Consider the following 21,199-nt stretch of genomic DNA (forward strand, 5'->3'; position numbering starts at 1 on the left):
GGTCCAGGGGTCGGTGACCGTCTTGGAGACGTGGACCCGCCGCCCGCCGCCCGCCGCCCGCCGCCCGCCGCCCGGTGCGCGTCCGGCGGCGTGCCGCGTGCGGGAGCGACGTGCGTGTGTACCACCGCTGGGTGATGCCGCGGCGTCCCTCCCACCCGCCCACGGGCCGCGGATCCGGCGGGCGTTCACCCGGCTGAGCGCCTCGAGTGGTGCGATGCGCGGAGTTGGCTGACGGTGATTCACGTCGGGGCCGGGTCACCTCAGCTGACGAAGCACCAGCTGCCCGGTCGTGACGGAAGGAATTCTGATGCGCTCAGCTCGCATGCTCCTGACCACGGCGGCGGCCTCGGCCGTCCTCGTCCTCGGTGCTCCCGGCGCCTACGCGGCGGTCGGGGGTGACTGGGACCAGGACGACGCCTCCCACAGCAAGGAGCACGACGACGCTTCCCACAAGAAGGACGACGAGGCTTCCCACAGCAAGGGTGACGACGACGCCTCCCACAGCAAGGGTGACGAAGACGCCTCCCACAGCGAGGGTGACGACGACGCCTCCCACAGCAAGGAACACGACAAGGGCGGCAAGTACGACGAACCGCGTGGCGGCATGCACACGGGTGGCGGTGCGCTGACCATGGTGAACGGCGACTGGGAGGGTGGCTCCAAGGGCTCGGACAGCCACAAGCAGGACGACGGTGAGAAGTCCTGGGGCGGCGGTGAGCACGAGAAGCCGCGCGGCGGCATGCACACCGGAGGCGGCGGGCTGGACGCGCCGACCACGACCGTGGGCGGGCTGGCCGTCCTGGCCGTGGCCGGGACCGGTCTGTACGCCGTCCGACGCAGGAAGTCGGCAAACGGGGTGGCGTGAGCCATGCCGGGCGCGATAGCAGTCGGGCCGCCACCCAGGCACCGTGTGGCGGCCCGGCTCGCTCCCTCCCCTCCTGTCCGCCCGTGCCTCAGTGAGGTGGTCCTCGATGCCAGTCCCCCCTTCTCCCCCCGCCGACGACGAGCAGGCGCCGACCACGTCCCGCAGCATGACGGTGCTGTGCGCCGTGGCCCTCCTGGTCCTGGCGATGAGCCTGCTCGGCGGCAACGACACGCCGACCGACTCCATGCGTCCCCCGGTCGCCGCGCAGCCCAGCGTGTCGGCTCCGCCCGCCGCGGCCGGCCAGGCGGGGGCGGACACGGACGCGGACGCGGACACGGACACGGACGCGAACCTTCCGCGCTCGAAGCCGGTACGCCTGCTCATCCCGGAGATCTCCGTCGACGCCCCCTTCACCGACCTCGCCATCGGCGCGAACGGGCAGCTCCAGGCCCCGCCGCCCGACGACACCAACCTCGTCGGCTGGTACGCCAAGGGCGCCTCCCCCGGAGAGAAGGGCACCTCGATCATCGCCGGACACGTGGACACGAAAACGTCCGCGGCCGTCTTCGCGTACCTCGGCCAACTGGACGAGGGCGACGTCTTCCACGTCGAGAGAGCCGACGGGCGCACGGCGTCCTTCGAGGTCGACGGCCTGGAGACGTTCGACAAGAACGACTTCCCCAGCGAGCGCGTGTACGGCGACGCGGACCGGGCCGAGGCACGGCTCATCACCTGCGCGGGCGACTACGACCGCAAGGCGAAGGACTACACCGAGAACCTGGTGGTCTTCGCGCACCTCACCTGAGTTCCGGACGACCGAGTTCCGTATACCGAGTTCCGTAGACCGAGTTCTGTACGACCGAGTCCCGCAAGCCGTCCCGGTACCGCCGGTCACCCGCGCAGTGCACACGAGTCGCGGGCCCGCGGGGCCGGGCACAGGATCGAGGCACGCTGGCGTCGCATCACTGCGGGTCGACGTTCAGTTCCTCCCCAGCGAAGGAGATGAGCGCAGGATGACCACTACGTCCACCCCTGCCCCGAAACCGCTGACGCGACAGGTGTCGCACCACGTCTCCCAGTCCGTGTTCGACGGCTCCAGACTCCGGGTCGTCCTGCTGGTGGAGGTCTACGACGGAGCCCAGCAGCAGTTCCTGGAGACGTACGAGCAACTGCGCAGCCATGTCGAGTCCGTCCCCGGGCACCTCGGCGAGCAGCTCTGCCAGTCCATCGAGAACCCCTCGCAGTGGCTGATCACCAGTGAGTGGGAGAGCGCCCCGCCGTTCCTGAACTGGGTGAGCAGCGAGGAGCACGTGCGGATGGTGAAGCCGCTGCACGACTGCGTCCGGGACACCAGGTCACTCCGCTTCCACGTGGTGCGCGAGACGAGCCACCGGGCTGCGGGTGCCGAGACCGCCCGGGGCGGGCTCCAGACGGCGCCGCGCGTCGGTGACGGCGTGATCCGGCACGCCCTCACGTTCACGGTGAAACCGGGCAGCGAGGAGGCGGTCGGCAAGATCCTCGCCGGCTACGCCGCGCCCGAGCTGCGGGTCGACGACTCCACGCGGCTGTGCCGTACGTCCCTGTTCCTGCACGGCAACCGGGTGGTGCGGGCCATCGAGGTGCGCGGCGACCTGCTGGCGGCCCTGCGGCACGTGGCCCAGCAGCCCGAGGTGCGGGCCGTCGAGGAGGCCATCAACCCGTATCTGGAGCAGGACCGCGACCTCGGTGACCCGGAGTCCGCCCGGATGTTCTACGCGCGGGCGGCGCTGCCCGCCGTCCACCATGTGACCGCGGGACAGGAGGACCCGGCCGCGCGGCGGCACGCCTTGTCGTATCCGGCCCGGCCGGGCTGCGGCATGCGGCTGGCCCGGCTGCTGGCCGAGCGCGACGAGGCGGTGGCGGACGACCCGAACAGCCCGGTCCTGTGCAGCACGATCTTCCAGCGCGACGACATCGTGGTGCGGCTGGTCGACGTACGTGGCGGGCTGGACGCCGCCGGCCCGGCGATGTCCCTCGGCCTCCGGGACGCCGGCCAGGTGGCCGAGCTGACCACGCTCCTGGACGGCCCGGCCGCCGCGGACGCCTCCGCGCCGGCGGGTGATGACCTCGCCCGCGCTCTCGAGGGTGCCCGCATGGAGCTCGTCACCGACCGCCGCTCGCCCGGTGCCTGACCCTCCTCCTCAAGGCGTCCACGTGTCGGCCGCCGGACCGCGTCGTGCGCGGGCCGGCGGCCGAGGTTCGTGTCTCCCGGTGGGCTCACCGGGGCACGGTGCAGTCGAACGCGTGCAGGTAGGGGTTGACGGGGCGGATGTCGTCGATGACGAGGCCCGCTTCGGTCAGCCGGCCGACCATGCTGTCGGTGGTGTGCTTCGCGCCGCCGACGTTGAGGAGCAGCAGCAGGTCCATGGCGGTGCTGAACCGCATCGAGGGCGTGTCGTCGACGAGGTTCTCGATGACCACGACCCGCGCCCCGGGCCCGCCCGCCGCACTGACGTTGCGCAGCGCGCGGGCGGTGCTGTCGTCGTCCCACTCCAGGATGTTCTTGATGATGTACACATCGGCCTGGACGGGGACGGCCACCCGGCAGTCGCCCGGTACGACGCGTACCCGGTCCGCGAGCGCTCCGCCCTCGCGCAGCCGAGGGTCGGCGTTCTCCACGACGCGCGGCAGGTCGAGCAGGGTGCCGTGCATCGCGGGGTACTTCTCCAGCAGGCTGGCCACCACGTGCCCCTGGCCGCCGCCGATGTCCGCGACCGACGTGGCGCCCGACAGGTCGAGGAGGGCCGCGACGTCCCGGGCCGACTGGCGGCTGGACGTCGTCATGGCCCGGTTGAAGACCTCGGCCGACTCGGGTGCGTCCTCGTTGAGGTAGGTGAAGAACTCCTTGCCGTACAGGCCCTCGACGACGTTGCGGCCGGTACGCACCGCCTCGTCCAGCCGAGGCCACGCGTCCCAGGTCCACGGCTCCGTGCACCACAGCGTGATGTGGCGCAGGCTGTGCGGATCGTCCTCGCGCAGCAGCAGGGACATGTCGGTGTGCGCGAACCTGCCGTCCTCGCCCTCGGTGAAGACGCCGTAGCAGGTCAGGGTGCGCAGCAGCCGGCGCAGCGGCCCGGGCTCGGTCTTCACCGAGGCCGCGAGGTCCGCCACGGCCATGGGGGTGTCACCGAGCGCGTCGGCGACCCCGAGCCGGGCGGCCGCGCGGAGGGCGGCGGCACATGCCGCCCCGAACACGAGCTCCCTCAGCCGCATGGGCGGGGGCGGGGCACTCCGTGCGGTCGTCATGTGCCGCCTTCCTTCCTGCTTCGGCCTGCGTCGGTCCACGGGTGGCTACGGCCGGTCGGTCAGCACAGCCCCGCGGGCTTGGATGCCCCGCAGGTGTTGCTTTCGAAGGTGTTGCTCTTGGCGGCCGCCCCGGTCTCGGTGCTGACGAGGTCGGCGGGGGAGTTGTCACGCAGCCTGTTGCCGTTGATCTCGTTCTTCTCGCCGGTGACACCCACGAAGCTCTTGAACAGGACGATGCCGCCCGACATCGGGGACGTGCCGGAGTTGCCCTCGACCATGTTGTCCGCGACCAGGACCTTCTCGGTGCCGGTCAGGACGATGCCGGAGCCCTGGAGCGCGTCCAGCCGGTCGGTCTTGGGGCAGGACTTGTTGTTGCGCACGACGTGGTTGTCGCGCACGACCAGGTCGCCGGCCTTGGGCTTGTTCTCGTCGCCGACGACGAACACGCCCGCGCAGTTGCCGCTGATGTAGTTGTCCGCGACGGCGAGGTTGCGCAGCCGGCGGACGGTGACACCGATCCGGTTGCCCTCGACCCGGTTGTGCACGACGACCGTGCCCTCGGTGTCCGCGGCGCCTTCCTCGGCCTTGACGGTGTTGGCGAGGAAGATGCCCGCGTCGCCGTTGTCGCGGGCGACGTTGTCGCGGAAGGTGCCGTGCACCGACTGCTCCTGGGCGATGCCCCAGACACCGTTCTTCTCCGCCGTCACGTTCCGCACGGTGAGCCCGTCGGTGGCCACGGAGAACAGGCCGGTGCGCTTGAAGCCGGTCACCGTCAGGTTGGCGATGGTGACGTCCTTGACGTTCTTGTCCTTCGTTCCGATCACGCAGATGCCGTTGCCGTCCTCGGCGCAGGTGCTGCCGGCGGCCTTCTCCGTGCTCGGCTTGACGACCGTGCTGCGGCCCACGCCGCGCAGGGTGAGCCCGGGCGTGCTCACCCTGACGCTCTCGTGGTAGGTGCCGGGGGTGACGAGAACGGTGTCGCCCGGCTCGGCGGCGTCCACCGCCTTCTGGATCGATTCGCCGGGGTGGACCACGTGGGTCGTGTGGTCGGCGGATGCCGGAGCCGCGCCGAGCCCCGTGCCGACCATCGCTGCGGTGCACACCAGGTACACAACATGGCATTTCTTCATATTCCGCACGTTATGCCCGAAAGATTCACGCGCGGGACGGATGAGCCATCCGACGGCGTGTCATGAACGGACGGTGAACCGGTGGTTCCCGGGCAGACGGCGTAAGTGACCGACATGCCGGCCGCAGGGAGGAACGACCATCGTGACCGTGTCCGAACACCGCACCCGCCCGAGACGCTCCGGGCGCCGCTTCGACCTCCGGGCGACGGCCATGTTCTTCGGTCTCGCCGCTGTCGGCCTGATCATCGCGGGGTGGGTCGTGCGGACGGCGTTCGACGTCGCGGAGCGGCGTCCCGCCTGGGCCGTCGTCCTGGTACTCGGGGCAGTGGTGGCAGGCGTCGTCTGTTGGCGCGGGCGCTCGGGGTTCTCCGCGTCCCGGCTGGCACGCCGCACCACCGGGGCGTTGGAGGAGGCCACGGCGACAGCCCTGGACGCGCTGGAGGAGCCGCGGACGGCCGCGCCGGCGGCCGAGGCGCACGGCGCCGAGGAGTCCGCCGAGGTCGCGGTCGTCGACCACGAGGCGCTGAGCCCCGACGAGTTCGAGCAGGTGATAGCCGATCTCTGCGTACGGGACGGCTGCGCCGAGGTGGAGGTCGTGGGCGGAGCGGGCGACCTCGGCGCGGATGTGGTGGCGCTGGCTCCCGACGGCCGGCGCGTCGTCATCCAGTGCAAGCGCTACGGCGACGACAACAAGGTCGGCTCCCAGGACCTTCAGCGCTTCGGCGGCACCTGTTTCACCGTGCACGAGGCCGACATCGCGGTCCTCGTCACCAGCAGCGACTTCACCGCACCGGCCGCCGAGTATGCCGAGCGGTGCGGAATAGTCTGCGTGAACGAGGAGCGGCTGCGCGCCTGGAACGAGGGCCGGGGACCGGCGCCCTGGGCACTGAGTCCCCTCGCCGGGGAAGCGACGGCACCCTCGGACCGGGCCCTCGGATGATCTGCCCGCGGACTCCTCGCCCCGCCGTCCGCCGGCAAAGAGCGGTTTTCCCGCCGCCCGGTGGCAACCTGGGCAGCATGGGCAAGACCGCGCTGATCGTCATCGACATGATCAACACCTACGATCACGAGGACGCCGACTCGTTGATCCCCTCTGTGGAATCCGTGCTGCCGGCGCAGACCGGCCTGCTGGAGCGGGCGCGGCGACAGGGCGTCCCCGTGATCTACGTCAACGACAACTTCGGTGAATGGCGCTCGCACCACGGCGAGATCCTCGACAAGGCTCTCTCGGGACCGCACGCCCGGCTCGTCGAGCCGCTGCGGCCCGACGAAGCCTCCCTCTTCGTGGTCAAGGCACGCCACTCGATCTTCTTCGAGACCCCGTTGACGTACCTGCTGCACCAGCAGGGCATCGACCGGCTCGTGCTGTGCGGGCAGGTGACCGAACAGTGCGTGCTCTACTCGGCGCTCGACGCCCACATCCGCCACCTGCAAGTCATCGTCCCGCGCGACGCGGTCGCCCATATCCACGCCGACCTCGCGGACGCCGCGCTGCGCATGATGCAGCGGAACATGGGGGCCCGGGTGTGCGACAGCGGCGAACTGTGGACGTGAGGTGATCCTCCGCGGTACGGCACGCCGAGGCGGGCGCCCGGCCGGTGCCGGCGGCGTGACCCTCGGCCTTCTCGCCGGCACCCCCGTCGACGACCACGCGGCGGCCCCGGGCCGGTACGAGCGGCTGCCGGGAGCACCGTCGGCGTTCGTCGCGAGCGGCTCGGAGACGGGGTGGGAACGCGCGGAGCACCGGTCGCCGGGCGTCGAGCACCGGCCCGATCGCTCCGGCCGCGCGACGCGCACCGTCTTCGCCGACGACTTCGACGCCCGCGTGGCCGCGATCGCCGAGCGCGGCCTGGAACCCGCGAAGCGGGAGGCCTGCCCGAACGGTGTGCGCAGGGCGGGACACCGGGACCCGGGCGGGAACGAGATCGAGTTCGGCGGCGCCCCCCGCTGACCGGGGTGCGCGTGTCGGGACCCGTCCCGTGGGATCCGCGGCCTGAACACGGGCAGTACGAGCCGCGGCCGACGTGCGCGTGTCCTCGCCGTCCGCCGAAGCGGCGCCGCCTCACCGTCGTCCGGCCCGCCACCGGGCCGGCGGCGCGTGGCGGAGGCCGGGCAGACGCCCCGCCGCGCTCGCCGCCTCCGTCACTGCGGTGTGCGCCCCGGCCGCCCTCACCGAGGTGGGCGACCCGGCCCTGACGGGCCCCGGCCGCGCCGTGCTCGCCGCCCGCGCCCCCAACCGCCTGCCGAGCGCCGCCGACTGCGCGGCCACCGCCGTACCGCGGGGTACCGCTCGACGAGACGGCCGCGGCCCGATCCATGATCGGACGATCCGGTCCTGACACACCCGCGTCCCCCACCCGCATTGGAATCCACCATGCCCTCCGTGCGCACCACCCCGGCCCCCCTGCCCTGGTACCGCGAGGTCTCCAGGGAGAAATGGAAGTCGTTCTTCGCCGCCTGGATCGGCTACCTCCTCGACGGCTTCGACTTCGTCCTGATCACCCTCGTACTGACCGAGATCGCCGACGACTTCGGACTGTCGACCGTGGAGTCCGCGAGCCTGGTCTCCGGAGCCTTCATCACCCGCTGGCTCGGCGGCGCCGTGCTCGGCGCGCTCGGCGACCGCTTCGGCCGCAAGAGCGCCATGGTGGCCAGCATCCTGCTGTACTCGGTCGGCACCTTCGCCTGCGGCTTCGCCTGGGACTACACCAGCCTGTTCACCGCCCGCCTCCTGATCGGCATGGGCATGGCCGGCGAGTACAGCGCCAGCGCCACCTACGTCCTGGAGAGCTGGCCCGTCCGGCTGCGCAACCGCGCCTCCGGGTTCCTCATCTCCGGCTTCTCGCTGGGCGGCGTCCTGGCGGCGGAGGTCTACGAGCACGTGGTGCCGGGGCACGGCTGGCGCTGGCTCTTCTACATCGGTCTCCTCCCCGTGGTCGTCGCGCTGTGGGTGCGGCGCGCGCTGCCCGAGGCCGACGACTGGGAGGCGCGGGTGGGGAACGCCGGTGAACGGCCGAACCCGTTCCGGCCGCTGTTCGCGGGCCGTCGCCGGGCGGTGGTCAACACCGTCCTCACGGTCGTCGCGACGGCGTCGCTCTTCGCGGTGTTCACCCCGTTCGGCGCCGGGGCGGTACCCGTCCTCTCCGTCGTGGCGGCGGCCTGTCTGGTGGCGTTCGCCGTGCAGCTGGGCGGGCGCAGACGGTGGCTGCTGTTCGTCGCGCTCTGCGTCACCGTGTTCTGCGCCTTCCTCTACAGCTGGCCGGTCCAGGCACTGCTGCCCACCTACCTCAAGACCGAGCTCGGCTTCACCCCCGAGCACGTCAGTGACGCGCTCTACTACGCCGGGTTCGGCACCATGGCAGGCTGCGTCGTCACCGGATTCCTCGGCGACCGGTTCGGCACGCGCAGGGCGTACGCCTGCACGCTGCTGGTCGGCATCGCCTTCGTCTTCCCCGTCTTCGCGATCAGGGACAGCCGGGTCGGACTGGGCGTCCTGCTCTTCCTGATGCTGGCCTGCATACAGGGCATCTCGGGGCTGCTGCCCAAGTTCATCGCCGGTCACTTCCCGACCGAGACCCGGGCCGCGTCCCTGGGCTTCACCTACAACGTCGGAGCACTGGGCGGCGCCGTCGCGCCGGTCCTGGGTGCCAGGCTGGCGTCGGCCATGTCCCTGGGCCAGTCACTCGCGGTGCTGACGTTCTCACTGACCCTCGTAGTGATCCTGCTGATCGGCTTCGACGTCCCGAGCCGTCTCAACCGCCTCGTCGACCCGGAGGCCGTACCGGACTACCTCGCCGCCGACGCGGTGACGGACAGCCCGCGTCGCGTACGGTCGGCGACGTGATGCCGGGTAGCGGGCGGGGGACCGGTGCGTCTCCCGCGTGAGGGCCTCGTCGTCCCACGACCCCACGCGCCCCTCGGCGCCCACGAAGCGCCGTCGTCGCGTCGTGGAGCATGCCGGAGTACACGAGGGCGGCGGCGTATGCCGGTACAACACCCCGGCGGGGCGGGCCGGTTGGTTTCACCGGGCCGGCCGTGTCGGGGATGGTTCGTGTGCTCCGACTGGCGTAAGGCGGGGTGTTCGGCGCGGCAGGCGGTCGTCACGTGCGGTAACAGTCTATGTATGATCTGTAGACGAAAAGCTCATATGAGTGGCGTGCGCAGTTCGCAGGGCCGCAAGGTCCGGACCGCCGTGGTGGTCCTGTTCGCCGCGACCGCACTGGGTACGACCACCGAAGCGGCGGCCTCCCGGTCGGTCCCCCTGCGCACCGACTGGGACGCCATCGCCGCGTGCGAATCCGGCGGCGACTGGGACGCCAACACGGGCAACGGCTACTACGGGGGCCTGCAGTTCGCACCGTCGAGCTGGATCGCGGCGGGCGGCCTCGAGTACGCCCCGCGCGCGGACCTCGCCTCCCGCGCGGAGCAGATCGCCGTGGCCGAACGCCTGGCCCGTATCCAGGGGATGTCGGCCTGGGGCTGCTCCTGATGTTCCCGCCGGGCGGAGCGGGGCAGACGTAGTCATATGTGAGCCACCCGGCCGCGGCAGGGGAAGGAGGGCTCGCCGGCCATGCGCATGCCTTCCGGAAACAGCTGCCCCGACCCGCGCGCACGGCTCGGTGACCTGATCTTCTCCAGGGTCGCCGGGCCGCAGGGGCCGGAGAACCACGCGCGCATCCACGACACACCGGGCCCACGCTGGTTCGGACCGGAGCGGCCGATCAGACGGGTGCACGGGGACGCCTCGATGTTCATCGGCGGCCTCTCCGCCCTGCTGCTCCAGTCGCTCCACCCCCTGGCCATGGCGGCGGTGGCCGCGCACTCCGGATTCCGCGGCGACCCCTGGGGCCGGCTGCAGCGGACGAGCACCTTCCTGGCCGTCACCACCTACGGACCGGCCGACAGCGCGCGGGAGGCGTGCGCGCGGGTACGGGCCGTGCACGACACCGTGCGCGGCACGACCTCCGACGGCCGGGCCTACGCCGCCGCCGATCCGCACCTGCTGTGCTGGGTGCACGTCGCCGAGGTCGACAGCTTCCTGCGGGCCCACCAGCGCTACGGAGCCCAGCCCCTGGACGACGACGGGTGCGACGCCTACGTGGCCGACACGGCGCGCATCGCCGTCGCGCTCGGCGTCCCGGACCCGCCCGTGGACCGTGCCGGACTCGTGGAGCGACTGGCCGCCTACCGCGGCGAACTGCACGCGACCGGCGAAGCGCGGAGCACCGCGCGGTTCCTGCTGCTGAATCCGCCCGTGCCGCTGCTCGCCCGCCTCCCGTACGCGGTCCTCGCCGCCAACGCGGTCTCGCTGCTGCCGGTCTGGGCCTCGCGTGCCCTGTGGCTGCCGCGGGTACCGCCGGCGGAAGGCGTGTGCGTACGCCCGCTCGGCGTGGCCGTGACCGCGGGCATCCGCTGGGCGCTGACCCCGCCCCGCGCGGGGACGTAGCCCCGGGGCCCGCGCCGGCCGGGCGCCCCGTGGACGCCGGCGACGTCAGGCACCCGGTCCGGGGTCCGGCTGTACGGGCGTACGGATACCGGCCCGGGCCGCTTCCAGCTGGGCGGCGAACGCGATGCCGAGGAAGAGCGCCACGGCGGTGAGGTTCGCCCACAGCAGCAGTGCGATGAAGGCGGTGAGCGGACCGTAGACGGCACCGAAGGCGCCGCTCCGGCCGACGTACAGCGCGAGCAGCCAGGTCGCCGAGACCCACAGCACGAGGTGGACCGCCGAACCGAAGGCCAGCCAGGTGTAGCCGGGCTGGTCGCGGCGGGGTGACCAGCGCAGGATCACCGCCGAGGCGACCCAGGCCAGCAGCAGTCCCGCCGGCACCTGCAGCACGCCCCACCACCCGGTGCCGCCGTCCCGGTCGCCGACGGAGCGGGCCACGGCGTCCCCGACGGCCTCGCCCGCGACGAGCACGAGGAACCCCAGCACCATGGGCAGCCCGGCGGTGAGCGCGAGCACCAGCGCCCTCGCGTACTTGCGGGGGAAGGGACGGTCGCGCTCGATGCCGTAGATGCGGTTGGCGCCCCGCTCGATCTGGCCCATGGCCGAAGCGAGGTTGAGCACGGCGAACGCCAGGCCCAGCCACAGAGCGAGCGTGCTCCACGCGTCGCTGCCGGCGCTGCGCCGGGTGGACTCGAACGCCTTCTGGACGACGTCGGCACTGGCCCCCGGCACGATCCGGCCGAGGGTGAGCTCGATGACCCGGCCCACGGCCTCGGTGTGCACCGACGTGGCCAGGCCGACGAGCGCGATGGTGAACGGGACCAGGCCGATCACGACCTGGAAGGCGAGGGCCCGCGCGTTGGTGAAGCCGTCCGCGTAGCGGAACCGGGTGAAGGCGTCGGTCAGCAGCCGCAGGCGGCCGTACCGGCGCAGGGCGGTCAGGGCTTCGTCGCCGGAGAGTTCTTCTCCGAGCATGTCCCGGGTCTGCGGGACGTGGACGGCGGTTCCCACGGTGTGGCTGCTCCTCGGCTCGGGCGGTCGGGCGGGCAGGCGGACGGGGCGGGGGTCCTCCACCCGTACGCATGCCCCGTCAACGAGGCGGCAGCGCGGACGGGACGCCCCCCGCACCTCGCCGGCATCACCGTGTTGACCGGGGTAACCCGTGGGCGTGCACTTGCGCCCCCATCGCCGCAGGGCCCGTTTTCTCCGGACGGCGGACGGGCAGGCCACCGCAGGGGGAGCCGAGGGGCGGTCCCGGACGTTCAGTGGCCGATACGCCCGGGGCCGCCCCTCGCACCGCTCCCGCCCGACGGGCTACGCGTCGGCCTCCCCCTTGTCCCGGGCGGCGAGTTCGTGCAGGCGGGCCAGTTCGGCGGCGTGCTCGCTCACCCGCACACCGATGAGTCCGTAGGTGAGGAGCACCGCACCCCCCACGGAGACGGGGACCGAGAGGCCGAGCAGAGCCAGCGCCTCGGGCCAGTCCCGTTCGTCACCGCAGGGATCCTTGAACGGTCCCTCGTTCGCGGTCCCGTCATCGGTGAACAGGCGGGCCTCGCACTCCACCGGGTTGGTCGCGTACGTGCGGTCGGCTTCGTACGGGGTGGTGAGCAGTACGCCGCACCACACCCACAGCACGGCTGCCACGGCGAGCAGTCCGAAGCCGAAGCTCGTTGTCCGGCGGCCGCGTTCACGGAACCGCATGTCGAATACTTGTGGATGCACGGGGGGTGAACTTAGCAGCTGTGCGGCGAAGTACCGGTCATGCGACAACTCGGATCGACCGGGTGAACCACTGTGGTCATGCGGGCACTCGCGCAGGCGAGTCACTCAACTCCGCACACCCCGCCCCGAGTAGGCGGACCAGCGGCCCCCGTGCCTGGCCACCGTGATGTCACGGCCGAAGCAGGTGGTCAGGAGGGAGTCGGTCAGGACGTCGGTCACGGGTCCCTGGGACAGGATCCGGCCCTCGCGCAGCAGCAGGGTGTGGCTGACCGTCGGGAACAGCTCCTCCAGGTGGTGGGTGACCGTCACGGTGGCCAGCTGCGGGCGCCCCTCGGTGAGTCGGTGCATGGCCTCGACGAGGTCCTCGCGGGACGGCAGGTCCAGTGCGTTGAACGGCTCGTCCAAAAGCAGCAGGGCGGGGTCGGCCATCAGCGCCCTGGCGATGAGGACGCGGGCCCGCTGCCCGCCCGAGCAGACGCCGTACGGCCGGTCCGTGAGCTCCTCGACGCCGAGTTCGGCCAGGAGTCCGTGGGCGCGGAGCCGGACCTCGCCGTCGTACGTCCGCCACAGGGGCTGCACGGTGCCGCTGTGGCCGGTGAGTACGACCGCGTGGGCGGTGAGGTCCTGCGGCACCCGCTGGGCGGAGGTGACATGGCCGATGTGTGTCCGGAGCTCGCGGACGTCCACCCGGCCGAGCCGGCTGCCGAGGACGTCGACGGTGCCGGTCGTGGGGTGCATGAGCGCGCCGAGCAGCCGCAGCAGGGTGGTCTTCCCGGCGCCGTTGGCCCCCAGGAGCGCCCAGTGCTCTCCCGGCCGGACCGTCCAGTCGATCCCGTCGAGGATCAACCGGTCCGTCGTGTGGCGGCCGACGCTCACGTCCTGGAGCCGGAGCACGGCCGCCTCGTGCTCGTCCGCCGGGGACTCGGCTGTCTGTCCGGCCATACCGGGGCTCCTTCGCGCGGGACGCAGATCGTTCACGGTGAACGGTAGATGCATTCACCACGCGCTTGTCGGGCCGTCCGGTCCCTGGACGCCGGGCACCGGGAACGCGTCGGCGTCCCGCCGGTATCGACGGCGAGCGCCGGGTCCCGCGGCCTGCCTCCGCCGGAACGGAGACAGGCCGCGGTCGGGCCGGACGCCGGTTCGGTCCTCGGGGTGGGGGCGGGTCAGACGCCCGCGACGGACTGGATCCACGAGCGGTAGGCGGTCACGTTCGTGTACGCCGTCGTGGTCTGCCGGTCGCTGGTCGAGGCGACGCCCACCTGGATGCCGCCGGCCATCATCGGGCCGCCGGAGTCGCCGCCCGCGGTGATGCCGTCGACGGGACGGGCACAGATCGCCGAACCGTAGTAGGCGTCGCGGCAGCCGTGGGTCACGCTCACGTTCGCGACCTTCAGGTACGGGGACTGGCAGTTGATCTCCGAGCCGCACCGGGAGGTGGCACCCCAGCCGTAGACCTGTACGGTCTGGCCGACCCGCACCGTACCCGGCTGCCCGAGCTGTGCGTAGGAGGCGGAGACGGAGCGGTCGAGCCGGACCAGCGCGAGGTCCGACGAGGAGTGGGTGACGGTCCGGACGCCGTTCGCCACGGTGCCGCCGGACCGCTGGTCGAGGCTGCCGATGCGGAAGGAGAGTCCTCCGCCGCTCACGCAGTGCTTGGCGGTCAGGATCCAGGTGGGGGAGATGATGGTCGACGAGCAGGTCTGGGTTCCGTTGGAGAACAGCCGGGCGGCCCAAGGGGCGTTCTGCGCGTAGCCGCCGCCGATGATCGGCTGGGGGCCGCCGTCACCGGGCCGCGGCTCCGCGGCGGAGGCGCTCGGCGCGAGCGCGAGGGCGGACAGCAGGGCTGCCAGGAGAGCGGCCGTCAAGGCGGGGACGAGTCTGGATATGCGCAAGGCTCCTCGATTCCGACGACACGCGTGGGAGCGCGTGGTGATGTGTGGGGGCGCCGCTCAGCATGTCCGGCGGGGATCCGGGGCCACCAGTCCCGACTTCTCATAACGCGCCGTTATGCCGAGGGATCCGGGCCGGCTGTCGGGTCCGGGCCGGCCTTCGCAGCCTGCCGGCCGGCCCGGCACCTCGGTTTCAGCCGGCGGACGGAGCCGGGGAGTCCTCTCTGCCGCGCACGGTCATCAGCAGGGTGCGGGGCCGCACGGTGGCCGCGGCGACGGGCCGTACCGTCTGGCCGGGGGCGAGTTCGAGCCGTACCCGCCGGGTGATCGTGGCGAGGGCGGTGACGAGTTCGGTGAGGGCGAACCGGTCACCGATGCACTTGTGCTTGCCCGCGCCGAAGGGCAGGAACGCGTGCGTGGGGCGGGGCTGGTCGCTGTCCAGCCAGCGGTCGGGGTCGAAGCGCAGCGGGTCCGGGAACAGTCGCGGGTCGCGGTGGAGGGCATGCTGGCAGTAGGCGAGTTCGGTCCCGGCGGGCACGGTCCAGGGGCCGAGCCGGGTCTCGGTGACGGTGCGGCGGGTGACGAGCCACCCGGTGTGGTGCAGCCGCAGGGTCTCGTCGACGACCCGCCCGAGGTACGGAAGCCGCCCCAGGTCGTCGAACGTGACCGGCCGGTCGCCGAGGACGTCGTCGAGTTCCCCCAGGACCCGCGCCTCGACCCCGGGGTTCCGGGCGAGTTCGTACAGCACCCAGGACAGCACCGAGGCGGTGGTCTCCGTGCCGGCCACGGCCAGGGTGAGGATCTCGGAGGAGATCTGGTGCCCGGTCGGCGGCCGGCCGGTCTCCTCGTCGGTGGTGCGCAGGAGCAGGGACAGCATGTCGCCGGTGTCGTGGCCGGAGGCCTGGAGGTCGGTGACGGCACGGTCGACGGTGGCCCGTACGGCGTCGCGCGCGGCGGTGAAACGGCGGTTGACGGGCAGCGGCAGCCGCTCGATCCAGTCGGGCAGCATGACGCGGGCGCCGACGCCGTTCATCACGACGGAGAGGTCGGCGCGCAGCCGGCGGAAGGTGGCCTCGTCGAGGCTCCCGGAGAACACGGTCTTGGCGAGCATGTTCAGGCTGAGGCCGACCATGGCCTCGCGCACGTCGAGCCGCTGCCCCGGCGCCCAGCCGTCGACGGCGGCCTCGGTCTCGCCGCGCATGGTGTCGACGTAGCGGGCGATCCGGTCGCGGGCGAAGGCCGGTTGGAGCTGACGTCGTTTGCGGACGTGGGCCTGGCCGGCGGCGGTGACGACGGAGTCGCCCAGCAGCTGGCCCATCTTCTCGAAGAACCGGCCCTTGTCGAGGTTCGGTCCGAGGTCGGTCAGCATGGTGCGGATGAGGTCGGGGTCCTGGACGACCAGGGTGCGGGTGCCGGGCTGGAGGGTGATCTCGACGAGCGGTCCGTAGGCGGTGCGCAGGGAGGCGATGAAGCCGAGGTTGTCGCGCAGGAGCTGTACCGCGTGTCCCAGAAGCGGCAGCGAGCCCGCTGCCCTGGGTATGGGGGGAGGCGCTACGAGCGTCACGAGGGTGCGTCCCTTCGAGTCGACCTTGGGCGCCTCCATGGCTTCCCTGATCGCTCCCCGGGGCAATCCGCGCGACGGCGTGGTGTATCCCACGCGCCCTGGCCGCGCGGTCACGGTGTGGGTTAACAAGCGGCGGGGAAGATTCCACTTTTGTCCGCCTCCCCGGGCCGCCGGGTCAGCGGAGCAGTAGCTGCACGAGGGCGACGGTGCCGACCGCCAGGACCAGCATCCGCAGGACCAGAGGGCTGAAGCGCCGGCCCACCTTGGCCCCGCTGTAACCGCCGAGGGCCGAGCCGACGGCGATGAGCGCGACGGCCGTCCAGTCGAAGTCCGCGGCGAAGAGGAAGAAGAGCGCGGCGACGGTGTTGACGACGGCGGAGAGCACGTTCTTGACGGCGTTGAGGCGTTGCAGGGACTCGTCGAGGAGCATGCCCATCAGGGACAGGTAGATGATCCCCTGCGCGGCGGTGAAGTAGCCCCCGTAGACGCTGGCGAGCGTCAGGCCGGTGAACAGCAGTGGGCCGCCGTCACGGCGGGGGGAGGCGCCGGTGCGTTCGCGGCGGCGCTGCACCAGCCTGCCGAGCCGGGGCTGGAGCGCCACCAGCACCAGGGCCAGACCCACCAGAACCGGCACGATCGTCTCGAAGGCGTCGGCGGGCAGGGACAGCAGCAGAGTGGCGCCGGTGAGACCGCCCAGCAGCGCCCCGAGGCCAAGTTTCAGGATGCGCCGGCGCTGGCCCCTCAGTTCCTTCCGGTAGCCGATGGCCCCACTGATGGAACCGGGGATGAGCCCGAGCGCGTTGGAGACCGTGGCGGTGACGGGCGACAGTCCCGTGGCCAGCAGCACCGGAAAGGTGATCAGCGTTCCGGAGCCGACGACGCTGTTGATGGCGCCGGCCCCGAAGCCCGCCGCGAACACCGCGGCCATGGCCTCCGGCGTCACGCCGTGCCGTCCCGCGCCGACCCCGGGCCCGACCGGAAGGTGTCGTGTGCATCTTTCACGGGGTCGACTGTACTCACCGTCCAGGACCGGCCGTGCGCCGGTCCCCAACCGCTGCTGAACGAGCGTTTCTTGACGTCAATTCACCTGATCATGCGGTGATACGATCACCGCGTTTGCGGAGCGGGCGGATGGGTGAAAGACGGCATTCCCGACTTCAGGGACAGCCTGGGCAGCCACCTCGGTGCGGGCAGTCCACCGGGCCGCCCGCGTAGACGGGAACTCAGCAAACCGGCCTTCAGTCGCCTGAAGAGAGTCTTATGACGGAATACATAGGGAACCCATTGCTCTGGGTCGCCCTCGTCGCCCTCGTCGCCGCCGCCGCGCTCATCAGCCGCCAGCGCAGGGCGGCGCGAGCTTTGCGGCAGGAGGTTCAAGGGCTCAGGGCCCATTACACAGAGCTGGAGAACGATTACGGCAAGTCCGTGCAGGCGGCACAGGAGCGGGCCGAGGACGAGACGAAGACCGTCCTGAAATCGGCCATGCGGACCCTTCAGGGCCTCGCCGCCGAACAGCAGCTGGTCCTCTCCCGGCTGCAGACCAAGTACGGCGACTCGGCGCTCCTCCAGGACCTGCTGGAGATCGACCACACCAACTCGCAGTTCGGCCGGCGTGCCCAGTCCATCGCGGTCCTGTGCGACGGCTGGCTGGGCGGCCGGCGGGACACCGCCTCGGTCTACGACGTGGTGCGCAGCGCGCAGGGGCGCGTCCGGCACTTCCGCCGGGTGGAGATCCTCTCGCAGGTCGACTTCGGCATCACCAGCCGGGCCGTCGAACCCGTCGCCCTGGCCCTCGCCGAACTGCTCGACAACGCCACCAGCTACTCCAGCCCGGACACCGTCGTCGAGATCAACATCCGGACCGTGCCCAAGGGCATCTGCGTCGTCGTCGACGACGCCGGTGTCGGCATGAGTGACGAGGAGCGCGCCCGCGCCGACAAGCTGCTCGCCACCGAGCGTGCCTCGGGTGTCGCGGGGCTCGGCAATCCGCCGCAGTTCGGCTTCGCGGTCATCGGCCTGCTGTGCGAGCGCTTCGGCTTCGAGGTGTCGGTGGACTCCTCTTCCCCCTACGGAGGTGTACGCGCGGTGGTCCTGTTGCCGCACGAACTGCTCACCGCCATGCCGGAGAAGAAGGCACCCGCCCCGGCCGCCCGGGTCACGGCCCGGCCCGGCCAGGACGGCGGACCGGAAGCAGCGCTCACCTCGTCCCGGACCGATGACGGTCTGCCCCGGCGCCGCCGCAAGCGCCCGATGGCCATCGTGCCCGGCAGCGCGCCCACCCCGCGCTCCGCCGGCCGCTCCGACTCCGAGCAGGCGCAGATCATGGCCGCCTTCCAACGGGGCACGCAGACCGGCCGCGTCACCCGGCCCGAGGAGACGGGCCGGACGAGCAGAACACCCGGTGCAAGCAGCGAAGGACATGAGGACTCGTGAACGACGACCTGTCATGGATGCTCGACAGCGCCCTGGAGATTCCCGGGGCCCTGCACGCGGTCCTGATATCCGCCGACGGACTGCTGATGGCCCGGACGCAGGACTTCGACAAGGACGACGCCGACCGGGTCGCCGCCGCGATGAGCGGCGTGCAGTCACTCAGCCGCACCCTCGCCTTCTTCTGTGAGGACCCGAACCACGCGTGGCGGCAGACCCTGGTCGAGTTCGACGGCGGCTGGGTCTTCCTGATCTCCGCCGGCGAGGGCGCCTACCTCGGCGTCTCCGCCTCCCCGGAGGTCGACATGGCGGACATCACCTTCCGGATGCAGCAACTCGTCGCCCAGCTCGGCAAGCGGCTGACGACACCGCCGCGCGAGAACCTCGGCACCCGCTCATGACCGGCCACGACGACGGCTGGGAGTCCGAGGCCCCCGAATTAGTGCGGCCGTACGTCATCACCAAGGGCCGCGGCCTGCCCGACGAGGAGCACCTCTCCCTCATCACCCTGGTCACCGCCTCCGCCGAGGACGCGCGGCGGCCGGCCCGGCTGTCCCCCGAGGAGCAGAGCCTGCTGGACCTCTGCTCCGCCGGCTACCTCTCGGTCGCCGAGATCGCCGGCCACTCCCACTTCCCGCTGGGGGTGGTGCGGATCCTGCTGGCGTCCCTCATGGAGGGCGGCCACCTCATGACCCGCCCGCCCGTGGCCCGCGCACGCCTGGCCGACAAGGAAATCCTGGAGGAGGTGCTCAATGGTCTCCGCGCCAAGTTTGGGTGAGCAGGACTACGTACGCGGCGGAGCTACCCAGACGGCGGTGAAGATCCTCGTCGTCGGCCACTTCGCGGTGGGCAAGACCACCCTCATCGGCTCCATCTCCGAGATCGAGCCGCTGTCCACCGAGGAGACGATGACGCAGGCCGCGGAGTCGGTCGACGACCTCAAGGGGGTCCAGGGCAAGACCACCACCACGGTCGCCATGGACTTCGGCCGCCTCACCATCAGCGACCGCGTCGTGCTCTACCTGTTCGGCACGCCCGGTCAGCAGCGCTTCGTCCAGATGTGGGAGGACATGGCCCGCGGAGCGCTCGGCGCCCTGGTGCTGGTCGACCCCGAGCGGCTGGCCGACTCGTTCCCCGTGATCGACCTCATCGAGCACTACGGACTCGACTACGCCATCGCCGTCAACCACTTCGACGGCGCCCCGCTGCGCGACGAGCGGGCGCTGCGCGAGGCACTGGACCTGCTCGACGACACCCCCGTCGTCACCTGCGACGCCCGCGACGAGAAGTCCTCGGCCGCCGCACTGACCACCCTCGTCCGCTACTTGCTGGACCGCACCCGCTAGGAGCTGGGAGCAGACATGAACGCCCACGACACCGCCCCGGTGCCGCCGCCCGGGTGCCCGGCACACGGCTCCGGTGCCCGCGTGCCGCTGCACGGCCCGGAGTTCGCCGCCCACCCGCAGGCGTACTACGAGTACCTGCGCCACTACGGGGCGGCCGCACCCGTCGAACTGGCCCCCGGGGTCGAGGCGACGCTGGTCACGGACTACGCGGCGGCGCTCCAGCTGCTGCAGGACTCCGGTTCCTTCCGCAAGGACGCGCGTCGCTGGCGGGCCTTCAACGAGGGCAAGGTGGGCCCGGACAGCCCCGTCGCACCGCTGCTGGCCTACCGGCCCAACTGCATGTTCGCCGACGGCGCCGACCACCTGCGCCTGCGTCAGGCGGTCACCGACAGCATGGCGCGGGTGGACACCCGCCGGCTGAGCCGCAGCACCGAGCAGATCTCCGGCTACCTCATCTCCCAGTTCGGCGGCCGAGGCTCGGCCGACCTGCTCGGCGACTACGCCAGGCAGCTGCCGTTGTTCGTGTTCAACGAACTCTTCGGCTGCCCCGCCGACATCGGCGACCGGGTGCTGTTCGGCATCTCCGGCATGTTCGACGGAGTCAACGCCGACAAGGCCACCGCCGTGCTGTTCCAGGCGGTGGAGGAACTGGTCGCGCTCAAGCGGAGCAAGCCGGGTGAGGACGTCACCTCCTGGCTGATGCGACACGAGGCGCGGCTGACCGACGAGGAGATGGTCCACCAGCTCGCGCTGCTGCTGGGCGCGGGCGCCGAGCCGCTGCGCAACCTCATCGGCAACACCCTGCACCGGCTCCTCACCCACGACCGGTACGCCCGTGAGGGCGGCCTGATCGACGAGGCCCTCGACGACACGCTGTGGGAGAACCCTCCCATGTCGAACTACGCGCCGCACTACCCGGCCGCCGACACGGAACTCGCCGGACAGCACCTGCAGGCGGGCGACCTGGTCCTGGTCAGCTTCGCCGCGGCCAACACCGGCCCGGCGCTCAAGGCCTCGCGCCAGGCCGGCAGCAACCGCGCGCACCTGGCCTGGAGCGCGGGCCCGCACGCCTGCCCGTCCAAGGAACCGGCCCGGCACATCACGGTCACCGCCATCGAGCACCTGTTCAACGAGCTGCCCGACGTCGCACTCGCCGTACCCGAGGACAGCCTGACGTGGCGTCCGGGCCCGTTCAACCGGGCCCTGGCCACGCTGCCGGCCCGCTTCACCCCGGTGCGGTCCGGACGGGGTACCGGCCCGGAGCCGGACACCGCGACGGCCGCGCGGGAGAAGGCGGCGAACACGGCCCACCCGGCCGAACGCAGCGGCATGTGGAGCCAGTTCCTCAACTGGCTCACCAGGTGACATGCGCAACACCTGACCAACCCGCCCCTTCCGCATGAAGATCCAACGGCACGGGTAGTGAGCAACGCGGCATTCAAGTTGCTTACGAGTAAAAGGAGGTGTCGTGGACCACATATCCACGGACGCCGCTTTCCCGCCGCCGATCCCCCCGATA

At 71.7% G+C, this 21,199-nt stretch carries 22 protein-coding genes; 14 read left to right on the plus strand and 8 right to left on the minus strand.

Features of this window, described 5'->3' with window-relative positions; genetic code table 11:
• The first annotated feature begins 307 nt into the window (after positions 1-307).
• The 3 genes from ACP4J0_RS14005 (at position 308) to ACP4J0_RS14015 (ending at position 3,036) form a co-directional block, all read left to right on the plus strand.
• A complete protein-coding gene (locus tag ACP4J0_RS14005; protein ID WP_426598994.1) occupies positions 308-865 on the plus strand; it encodes a hypothetical protein in 558 nt (185 codons plus the stop codon).
• A 106-nt stretch (positions 866-971) separates the two neighbouring features.
• Positions 972-1,670, plus strand: coding sequence for a class F sortase (locus ACP4J0_RS14010; protein WP_426598995.1), 699 nt, complete (start codon positions 972-974; stop codon positions 1,668-1,670).
• Positions 1,671-1,878: 208 nt separating this feature from the next.
• Complete coding sequence (locus tag ACP4J0_RS14015; protein WP_426598996.1) at positions 1,879-3,036, plus strand: SchA/CurD-like domain-containing protein; 1,158 nt, start codon at positions 1,879-1,881, stop codon at positions 3,034-3,036.
• Positions 3,037-3,121: 85 nt separating this feature from the next.
• Here the strand turns inward: ACP4J0_RS14015 and ACP4J0_RS14020 are convergent, their stop codons facing one another.
• Positions 3,122-4,150: a methyltransferase gene (locus tag ACP4J0_RS14020; RefSeq protein WP_426598997.1), complete on the minus strand. Its 1,029-nt coding sequence runs from the start codon at positions 4,148-4,150 to the stop codon at positions 3,122-3,124.
• Between the two features lie 59 nt (positions 4,151-4,209).
• Positions 4,210-5,280: a right-handed parallel beta-helix repeat-containing protein gene (locus ACP4J0_RS14025; protein ID WP_426598998.1), complete on the minus strand. Its 1,071-nt coding sequence runs from the start codon at positions 5,278-5,280 to the stop codon at positions 4,210-4,212.
• 142 nt (positions 5,281-5,422) lie between these two features.
• On the opposite strand from ACP4J0_RS14025, the gene ACP4J0_RS14030 reads away from it, so the two are divergent.
• From ACP4J0_RS14030 to ACP4J0_RS14055, 6 genes are all read left to right on the plus strand, one after another.
• Entirely contained in the window at positions 5,423-6,220 is a 798-nt protein-coding gene (locus ACP4J0_RS14030) for a restriction endonuclease (RefSeq protein WP_426598999.1), read from the plus strand.
• A 77-nt stretch (positions 6,221-6,297) separates the two neighbouring features.
• The gene (locus ACP4J0_RS14035; RefSeq protein WP_426520100.1) at positions 6,298-6,834 is read left to right on the plus strand and encodes a cysteine hydrolase family protein; all 537 of its coding nucleotides are present in this window, start codon (positions 6,298-6,300) and stop codon (positions 6,832-6,834) included.
• A 55-nt stretch (positions 6,835-6,889) separates the two neighbouring features.
• Entirely contained in the window at positions 6,890-7,231 is a 342-nt protein-coding gene (locus ACP4J0_RS14040) for a VOC family protein (protein ID WP_426599000.1), read from the plus strand.
• Positions 7,232-7,654: 423 nt separating this feature from the next.
• Positions 7,655-9,124, plus strand: a complete 1,470-nt coding sequence (locus ACP4J0_RS14045) for an MFS transporter (protein ID WP_426599001.1) — start codon at positions 7,655-7,657, stop codon at positions 9,122-9,124.
• A 303-nt stretch (positions 9,125-9,427) separates the two neighbouring features.
• Positions 9,428-9,769: a transglycosylase family protein gene (locus tag ACP4J0_RS14050; RefSeq protein ID WP_426599002.1), complete on the plus strand. Its 342-nt coding sequence runs from the start codon at positions 9,428-9,430 to the stop codon at positions 9,767-9,769.
• Positions 9,770-9,856: 87 nt separating this feature from the next.
• Positions 9,857-10,726 (plus strand): oxygenase MpaB family protein, encoded by an 870-nt coding sequence (locus ACP4J0_RS14055; RefSeq protein ID WP_426599153.1) that lies wholly within the window; start codon positions 9,857-9,859, stop codon positions 10,724-10,726.
• Positions 10,727-10,771: 45 nt separating this feature from the next.
• On the opposite strand, the gene ACP4J0_RS14060 is transcribed toward ACP4J0_RS14055, so the two are convergent.
• The 6 genes from ACP4J0_RS14060 to ACP4J0_RS14085 form a co-directional block, all read right to left on the minus strand.
• On the minus strand, positions 10,772-11,737 hold the full coding sequence (locus ACP4J0_RS14060; protein ID WP_426599003.1) for a YihY/virulence factor BrkB family protein: 966 nt from the start codon (positions 11,735-11,737) through the stop codon (positions 10,772-10,774).
• A 303-nt stretch (positions 11,738-12,040) separates the two neighbouring features.
• Positions 12,041-12,448 carry a hypothetical protein gene (locus ACP4J0_RS14065; protein WP_426599004.1) on the minus strand — a complete coding sequence of 136 codons (408 nt, stop codon included), beginning with the start codon at positions 12,446-12,448 and terminating at the stop codon, positions 12,041-12,043.
• Between the two features lie 105 nt (positions 12,449-12,553).
• The gene (locus ACP4J0_RS14070; protein ID WP_426599005.1) at positions 12,554-13,390 is read right to left on the minus strand and encodes an ABC transporter ATP-binding protein; all 837 of its coding nucleotides are present in this window, start codon (positions 13,388-13,390) and stop codon (positions 12,554-12,556) included.
• A gap of 224 nt (positions 13,391-13,614) precedes the next feature.
• Positions 13,615-14,343: a S1 family peptidase gene (locus tag ACP4J0_RS14075; RefSeq protein WP_426599006.1), complete on the minus strand. Its 729-nt coding sequence runs from the start codon at positions 14,341-14,343 to the stop codon at positions 13,615-13,617.
• 190 nt (positions 14,344-14,533) lie between these two features.
• Complete coding sequence (locus ACP4J0_RS14080; protein ID WP_426599007.1) at positions 14,534-15,943, minus strand: cytochrome P450; 1,410 nt, start codon at positions 15,941-15,943, stop codon at positions 14,534-14,536.
• Between the two features lie 136 nt (positions 15,944-16,079).
• Positions 16,080-16,832 carry a sulfite exporter TauE/SafE family protein gene (locus ACP4J0_RS14085; protein ID WP_426599154.1) on the minus strand — a complete coding sequence of 251 codons (753 nt, stop codon included), beginning with the start codon at positions 16,830-16,832 and terminating at the stop codon, positions 16,080-16,082.
• A gap of 332 nt (positions 16,833-17,164) precedes the next feature.
• Between ACP4J0_RS14085 and ACP4J0_RS14090 the strand changes: the two genes are divergently transcribed.
• The 5 genes from ACP4J0_RS14090 to ACP4J0_RS14110 are packed head-to-tail and all read left to right on the plus strand — an operon-like array spanning position 17,165 to position 21,045.
• Positions 17,165-18,337, plus strand: a complete 1,173-nt coding sequence (locus ACP4J0_RS14090) for an ATP-binding protein (RefSeq protein ID WP_426599008.1) — start codon at positions 17,165-17,167, stop codon at positions 18,335-18,337.
• On the plus strand, positions 18,334-18,735 hold the full coding sequence (locus ACP4J0_RS14095) for a roadblock/LC7 domain-containing protein (RefSeq protein ID WP_426520120.1): 402 nt from the start codon (positions 18,334-18,336) through the stop codon (positions 18,733-18,735). The genes ACP4J0_RS14090 and ACP4J0_RS14095 overlap by 4 nt, the downstream gene beginning before the upstream one ends.
• On the plus strand, positions 18,732-19,112 hold the full coding sequence (locus ACP4J0_RS14100) for a DUF742 domain-containing protein (RefSeq protein ID WP_426599009.1): 381 nt from the start codon (positions 18,732-18,734) through the stop codon (positions 19,110-19,112). The genes ACP4J0_RS14095 and ACP4J0_RS14100 overlap by 4 nt, the downstream gene beginning before the upstream one ends.
• Positions 19,087-19,680: a GTP-binding protein gene (locus ACP4J0_RS14105; RefSeq protein WP_426599010.1), complete on the plus strand. Its 594-nt coding sequence runs from the start codon at positions 19,087-19,089 to the stop codon at positions 19,678-19,680. Before ACP4J0_RS14100 ends, ACP4J0_RS14105 begins: the two co-directional genes overlap by 26 nt.
• A 15-nt stretch (positions 19,681-19,695) precedes the next feature.
• The gene (locus ACP4J0_RS14110) at positions 19,696-21,045 is read left to right on the plus strand and encodes a cytochrome P450 (protein ID WP_426599011.1); all 1,350 of its coding nucleotides are present in this window, start codon (positions 19,696-19,698) and stop codon (positions 21,043-21,045) included.
• Positions 21,046-21,199 lie beyond the last annotated feature (154 nt).

This window comes from Streptomyces sp. WG7, from assembly GCF_049975785.1.
Taxonomy (GTDB): domain Bacteria; phylum Actinomycetota; class Actinomycetes; order Streptomycetales; family Streptomycetaceae; genus Streptomyces.

What these genes read in the sequence shown, in the direction of transcription:
- ACP4J0_RS14050 (WP_426599002.1), top strand. Translation starts at nt 9,428, where the DNA reads ATGAGTGGCGTGCGCAGTTCGCAGGGCCGCAAGGTCCGGACCGCCGTG.
- ACP4J0_RS14105 (WP_426599010.1), top strand. Translation starts at nt 19,087, where the DNA reads ATGGTCTCCGCGCCAAGTTTGGGTGAGCAGGACTACGTACGCGGCGGA.
- ACP4J0_RS14035 (WP_426520100.1), top strand. Translation starts at nt 6,298, where the DNA reads ATGGGCAAGACCGCGCTGATCGTCATCGACATGATCAACACCTACGAT.
- ACP4J0_RS14085 (WP_426599154.1), bottom strand. Translation starts at nt 16,832, where the DNA reads ATGGCCGCGGTGTTCGCGGCGGGCTTCGGGGCCGGCGCCATCAACAGC.
- ACP4J0_RS14015 (WP_426598996.1), top strand. Translation starts at nt 1,879, where the DNA reads ATGACCACTACGTCCACCCCTGCCCCGAAACCGCTGACGCGACAGGTG.
- ACP4J0_RS14045 (WP_426599001.1), top strand. Translation starts at nt 7,655, where the DNA reads ATGCCCTCCGTGCGCACCACCCCGGCCCCCCTGCCCTGGTACCGCGAG.
- ACP4J0_RS14010 (WP_426598995.1), top strand. Translation starts at nt 972, where the DNA reads ATGCCAGTCCCCCCTTCTCCCCCCGCCGACGACGAGCAGGCGCCGACC.
- ACP4J0_RS14055 (WP_426599153.1), top strand. Translation starts at nt 9,857, where the DNA reads ATGCCTTCCGGAAACAGCTGCCCCGACCCGCGCGCACGGCTCGGTGAC.
- ACP4J0_RS14070 (WP_426599005.1), bottom strand. Translation starts at nt 13,390, where the DNA reads ATGGCCGGACAGACAGCCGAGTCCCCGGCGGACGAGCACGAGGCGGCC.
- ACP4J0_RS14100 (WP_426599009.1), top strand. Translation starts at nt 18,732, where the DNA reads ATGACCGGCCACGACGACGGCTGGGAGTCCGAGGCCCCCGAATTAGTG.
- ACP4J0_RS14080 (WP_426599007.1), bottom strand. Translation starts at nt 15,943, where the DNA reads ATGGAGGCGCCCAAGGTCGACTCGAAGGGACGCACCCTCGTGACGCTC.
- ACP4J0_RS14110 (WP_426599011.1), top strand. Translation starts at nt 19,696, where the DNA reads ATGAACGCCCACGACACCGCCCCGGTGCCGCCGCCCGGGTGCCCGGCA.
- ACP4J0_RS14020 (WP_426598997.1), bottom strand. Translation starts at nt 4,150, where the DNA reads ATGACGACCGCACGGAGTGCCCCGCCCCCGCCCATGCGGCTGAGGGAG.
- ACP4J0_RS14005 (WP_426598994.1), top strand. Translation starts at nt 308, where the DNA reads ATGCGCTCAGCTCGCATGCTCCTGACCACGGCGGCGGCCTCGGCCGTC.
- ACP4J0_RS14090 (WP_426599008.1), top strand. Translation starts at nt 17,165, where the DNA reads ATGACGGAATACATAGGGAACCCATTGCTCTGGGTCGCCCTCGTCGCC.
- ACP4J0_RS14025 (WP_426598998.1), bottom strand. Translation starts at nt 5,280, where the DNA reads ATGAAGAAATGCCATGTTGTGTACCTGGTGTGCACCGCAGCGATGGTC.